This is a genomic window from Candidatus Villigracilis affinis, from assembly GCF_016705895.1.
GTDB lineage: Bacteria > Chloroflexota > Anaerolineae > Anaerolineales > Villigracilaceae > Villigracilis > Villigracilis affinis.
In genome coordinates this window covers 1-5,041 of sequence record NZ_JADJKT010000022.1, presented here as the reverse complement: position 1 = coordinate 5,041, position 5,041 = coordinate 1, and the positions used below count along the sequence as shown (strand labels likewise).

The window sequence follows — 5,041 nt, the reverse complement described above, 5'->3', positions numbered from 1 at the left end:
GCTCGGGACGCTGTACTGGATCGAGTTGTCGCTGATCGTCGCGGGGCAGGCGACCTTCTTCTTGTACCCGTTCGTGCCCACCGAGCCGCCCGTGAACGGCGGGACGCCGAACGTGATCTCGCCCGACTCCGACGTGACGACGCCGTTGTCGGAGACCACGCGCTCGTAGAGGAAGTCCTGGGCGCCGCCGCCCGCCTTCTTGGTGAAGCGCATGGTGATCTTCACGAGGCCCGCCGGCGCGGCCTCGAACGGCGTGCGCTTGCGCGCGTTGAGCACATACGTCCCCTCGAGCACCGTGCCGCCCGTGTAGACGGTGTCGTCACTGCCCGCGAACGTGCCCTCGGTGACGGCGAGGCCGCTGAGGGCCAGCGAGGAGCACGCGCCGCCGCTGTCGCTGCGGTGTCCGTTCCGCCGGTGTCGACGCTGCCGGTGTCGCTGCCGACGTCGGTGGCACCCGTGTCGGTGCTGGTGCCGGTGTCGCTCCCGGTGTCGACGGGCGCGTCCGTGCCGCTGTCGCCCGTCGCGGTCCCGCGCGGGCACTTGGCGCTCGTGCCGTTGAACGTCCCGGTGCCACCGGCGCCGTCGCTCCAGTGCCGTCCATCGCGATGCCGCTGATCGTGCCCTCCATCTTCCCTGGGCGGGAAGCCGGGCAAGCACGAGACGACGCCCCGCTCGTCGAGCCGATCAGGGACCTTGCCGCCCCCTGCCAGCCCGATCGCGCCGGCCGCGCGGCTGCCCGCGATCGCGACGCCGATCGGCCTTCTTGGCGCCCTCGTAGAGCCCGCAGTGGAGCGTGATCGTGCTGCCGCCGGTGAACACGCTGAACGAGCTCGTCCCCGAGGGGCCGGTCATCGTCAGGTCGAGCACCCCGTCGCCGAGCGTGCCGGTGAGCGAGTAGCCGCCGCCCGTCACCGTGGCGGTCGTGCCGTCGAGCGAGCCGGTGACGCCGACGACCTTGCCGTCGAAGGTCAACGTGCCTGCGACGCTGAGCAGCGTGCCGCTCCCGGCCTTGGCCGCGACGCTCGGGTCGCGCACCGAGAGGTCCACCACCGCGAGGCCGTCCGCCGTCGCGAGGAGACCGCGGTAGTCCCCGGTGCCGATCGGCGTCGAGCCGGACGGCGGTTCTTCTTGCTGCGAGATTTCGCGACGAGGTACGCCCCGAAGGCCCACGCCGCAACCAACCCCAAGGCTCCTGGATGCTCTCAACGTCCCCTCCCTCCGTTCGAGTCTCTCCTTACCCAGGTACGATGTACGAGAGCGCGCGGTGCCTACGGCTTCCTGCCGATCCCGACCCGTCCCCGCTCAGTTCAGTTAAGGTCCCTGCCCCCTTCACTGCGCAGGGCAGAGAAGCACCTGCGGCCAAGTGAGCAAAATCACATCCCCTTTTCACGAACCGTGCCTTTACCCTGGCACGCGGGTCGGGCGGCGCTATGCAACCGCCGCACCGTCGCCCGTACTCCATTGATTCCGGCAAACAGCTCGGATGTCTCACGCGCATGCGCAGCGCGCCGAGGGACGACGTTCAGGGGAGTCTTCCCTGATGTCGAACCAGCACTGAGGAGCGAGATGGCATCCCCGTCAGTCCAGCGTCGAACTTCCGGGTCCGTAAGAACCTCGGCCAGGTCCGTAAGATCATCGAAGTCCCGAACCTCATCGACATCCAGAAATCGAGCTACGAGAAGTTCCTCCAGTCCACCACGCCGATCCGGGATCGCGTGGACATCGGCCTGCAGGCCGTCTTCCGGTCGGTCTTCCCGATCAAGGATTTCAACGGAACGAGCGAGCTCGTTTTCGTCAGCTTCAACCTGGAGAAGCCGAAGTACGACGTCGACGAGTGCCGCCAGCGCGGCATGACCTTCGCCGCGCCGATCAAGGTCGCGACCCGCCTGGTGTCTACGACGCGGGCGACGGCGGTGACCGCCTCGATCCGCGACGTCAAGGAGCAGGAGGTCTACTTCGGCGAGATCCCGCTCATGACGGAGAACGGGACCTTCATCATCAACGGCACCGAGCGGGTGGTGGTCAGCCAGCTCCACCGCTCCCCCGGCGCCTTCTTCGACCACGACAAGGGCAAGAGCCACGCCTCGGGCAAGCTGCTCTACAACGCCCGCATCATCCCGTACCGCGGGTCCTGGATCGACTTCGAGTTCGACCACAAGGACATCCTGTACGTGCGCATCGACCGGCGCCGCAAGCTGCCGGCCACCGTGCTGCTGCGCGCCCTGGGGTACTCGACGCAGGACCTGGTCGACTACTTCTACAAGACCCGAGACGGTGTTCGCCGAGAGGCCGGGAGTGGTCGAGAAGGCCCTGAACCCGGGGCCCTCCGGGGCGGCGCGCGGTCCCGCGACATCAAGGATGGACCGGCGAGGAGGTCATCGAGAAGAGCGCCAAGTTCACCGAGGCCGCGATCAAGAAGCGTCCGCGAGAAGAAGATCGACTGCCCATCGAGGCCGACGAGGAGCTCGTCCCCACCGGTCGTCGCCGAGGACGTCGTCGACCCGGAGACCGGCGAGGTCCTCGCCGAGTGCAACGAGGCGCTCACCGAGGCCGGCTCGAGGAGCTGGGCGAGGCGAAGATCGAGTCGTTCCAGGTCCTCTTCATCGACGGTCTGAACGTCGGCCGCTGCTTCGCGACACGCTCCTCGCCGACAAGATCAAGACCGCCGAGGAGGCCATCATGGAGGATCTACAAGCGTCTGCGTCCGGGCGATCCGCCGACGAGACCGCCTGGGCACGCTCTTCCGCAACCTGTTCTTCAACCCTGAGCGCTACGACCTCTCCAAGGTCGGCCGCCTCGGCTGAACTACAAGTTCTACCGCGACGCCGGCGCGCCCGTCGATCGACACACGCATACCTGACCCGCAGGACATCCTCGAGGTGGTGCGCTTCCTCATCGACCTCAAGAACGGCAAGCCGAACAAGGACGTCGACGACATCGACCACCTCGGCAACCGCCGCGTCCGCGCGGTCGGCGAGCTGCTGGAGAACCAGTACCGCATCGGCCTGGTCCGCATGGAGCGCGCCATCAAGGAGCGCATGAGCCTGCAGGAGATCGAGACGCTCATGCCGCACGACCTGATCAACGCCAAGCCGGTGACGGCGGTGATCAAGGAGTTCTTCGGCTCGTCCCAGCTCTCGCAGTTCATGGACCAGACCAACCCGCTCTCCGAGGTGACCCACAAGCGGCGCCTCTCGGCCCTCGGGCCGGGCGGCCTGACCCGCGAGCGGGCCGGCTTCGAGGTGCGCGACGTCCACTCCACGCACTACGGCCGCATCTGCCCGATCGAGACGCCGGAAGGTCCGAACATCGGCCTGATCGCGTCGCTCTCCACCTACGCCCGCGTGAACGACTACGGCTTCATCGAGACCCCTACCGCGAGGTCGAGGGCGGCGTGTCTCCGACGACGTGCGCTTCTGTCCGCGCTCGAGGAGAGAGGCGCATCATCGCGCAGGCCACGCGCCAACGTCGACCCCAGCAAGAAGGGACTCGTCACCTCGCCGCAACGGCGGCTCAAGATCGGTCGCGCCCGGACGAGGTGGACCTGATGGACGTGTCGCCGAACCAGCTGGTCTCGGTGGCCGCCTCCCTGGTGCCCTTCCTGGAGAACGACGACGCCAACCGCGCCCTGATGGGCTCCAACATGCAGCGCCAGGCGGTGCCGCTGCTGCGCACCACCGCCCCGCTGGTGGGCACCGGCATCGAGGGCAAGGTGGCCCGCGACTCCGGGGTCTGCACGCTCGCCAAGCGCGGCGGCTTCATCGAGCCGTCGACGCCGCCCGCATCGTGGTCAAGGCCGACGTGGCCACCGCGACCACCGACGTGGCCAACGAGGTGGACATCTACAACCTCACCAAGTACCAGCGCTCCAACCAGAACACCTGCATCAACCAGAAGCCCATCGTGAAGCCGGGCGAGCGGGTCAAGAAGGGCGACGTCATCGCCGACGGCCCGGCCACCGAGCAGGGCGAGCTGGCCCTGGGCCGCAACGTCGTGGTCGCCTTCATGCCGTGGCAGGGCTACAACTTCGAGGACTCCATCCTCCTCTCGGAGCGGCTCATCAAGGAGGACGTGTTCACCTCGGTGCACATCGAGGAGTTCGAGTGCGTCGCCCGTGACACCAAGCTCGGCAAGGAGGAGATCACCCGCGACATCCCCAACGTCGGCGAGGAGGCCCTCAAGGACCTCGACGAGTCGGGCATCATCCGCATCGGCGCCGAGGTCAAGCCGGGCGACATCCTGGTGGGCAAGATCACGCCCAAGGGCGAGACCCAGCTCTCCCCCGAGGAGAAGCTGCTGCGCGCCATCTTCGGCGAGAAGGCCGGCGACGTCCGCGACAGCTCGCTGCGGGTGCCTCCCGGGGTGACCGGCACGGTCATCAACGCCAAGGTCTTCAGCCGCAAGGGCGTCGAGAAGGACGAGCGCGCCAAGGCCATCGAGGAGATGGAGGAGGCCAAGCTCCTCAAGGACCAGAACGACGAGATCAAGATCATCCAGGACTCGGCGTTCCAGCCAGCTCCGCCGGCCTGCGCGGCAAGGCGAGCCACCGCCGGCTGGTGGACGACCGCGGCGAGGAGCTGCTCGCGAAGAAGACGTCCTCCGGACCTGGGCTCGCGCTCGACCTCCCGCAGCGCTACTGGGTCGAGCTGGCGGTCGAGGGCGACCAGGCGACCTGGCCCGCAAGATCGTGAGACACGTCGAGGAGCAGAAGGAGCCCGGTGAAGCGCTTCGGGGAGAAGATCGGCCGCCTCAAGAAGGGCGACGAGCTGCCCCCGGGCGTCATCAAGATGGTGAAGGTCTACGTGGCCATCAAGCGCAAGCTGTCGGTCGGCGACAAGATGGCCGGTCGCCACGGCAACAAGGGCGTGGTCTCGCGCGTGCTGCCCATCGAGGACATGCCTTACCTCGAGGACGGCACCCCGGTGACTCGTGCTCAATCCGCTCGGCGTGCCTTCGCGTATGAACGTCGGCCAGATCCTCGAGACGCACCTCGGGTGGGGCGCGCGTGGCATCGATGAGAAAGGTCCGCGAGATGCTCGAG

6 protein-coding genes are annotated in these 5,041 nt (G+C 67.7%); 4 read left to right on the top strand and 2 right to left on the bottom strand.

What is annotated here, in order from left to right; translation table 11 throughout:
- Window positions 1-276: hypothetical protein (locus tag IPI86_RS09065; RefSeq protein WP_345297681.1), on the bottom strand; the 276-nt coding region annotated here is incomplete at its 3' end.
- Between the two features lie 408 nt (window positions 277-684).
- Entirely contained in the window at window positions 685-1,170 is a 486-nt protein-coding gene (locus IPI86_RS09060) for a hypothetical protein (protein WP_345297680.1), read from the bottom strand.
- A gap of 401 nt (window positions 1,171-1,571) precedes the next feature.
- Here IPI86_RS09060 and IPI86_RS09055 point away from each other — a divergent pair, with 401 nt between their 5' ends.
- From IPI86_RS09055 to IPI86_RS09040, 4 genes are all read left to right on the top strand, one after another.
- Window positions 1,572-2,615, top strand: a complete 1,044-nt coding sequence (locus tag IPI86_RS09055) for a hypothetical protein (protein WP_345297682.1) — start codon at window positions 1,572-1,574, stop codon at window positions 2,613-2,615.
- 264 nt (window positions 2,616-2,879) lie between these two features.
- The gene (locus IPI86_RS09050) at window positions 2,880-3,548 is read left to right on the top strand and encodes a hypothetical protein (RefSeq protein ID WP_345297679.1); all 669 of its coding nucleotides are present in this window, start codon (window positions 2,880-2,882) and stop codon (window positions 3,546-3,548) included.
- Window positions 3,549-3,786: 238 nt separating this feature from the next.
- Complete coding sequence (locus IPI86_RS09045) at window positions 3,787-4,722, top strand: hypothetical protein (protein WP_345297678.1); 936 nt, start codon at window positions 3,787-3,789, stop codon at window positions 4,720-4,722.
- Window positions 4,719-5,018 carry a hypothetical protein gene (locus IPI86_RS09040; RefSeq protein ID WP_345297677.1) on the top strand — a complete coding sequence of 100 codons (300 nt, stop codon included), beginning with the start codon at window positions 4,719-4,721 and terminating at the stop codon, window positions 5,016-5,018. The genes IPI86_RS09045 and IPI86_RS09040 overlap by 4 nt, the downstream gene beginning before the upstream one ends.
- Window positions 5,019-5,041: the final 23 nt, after the last annotated feature.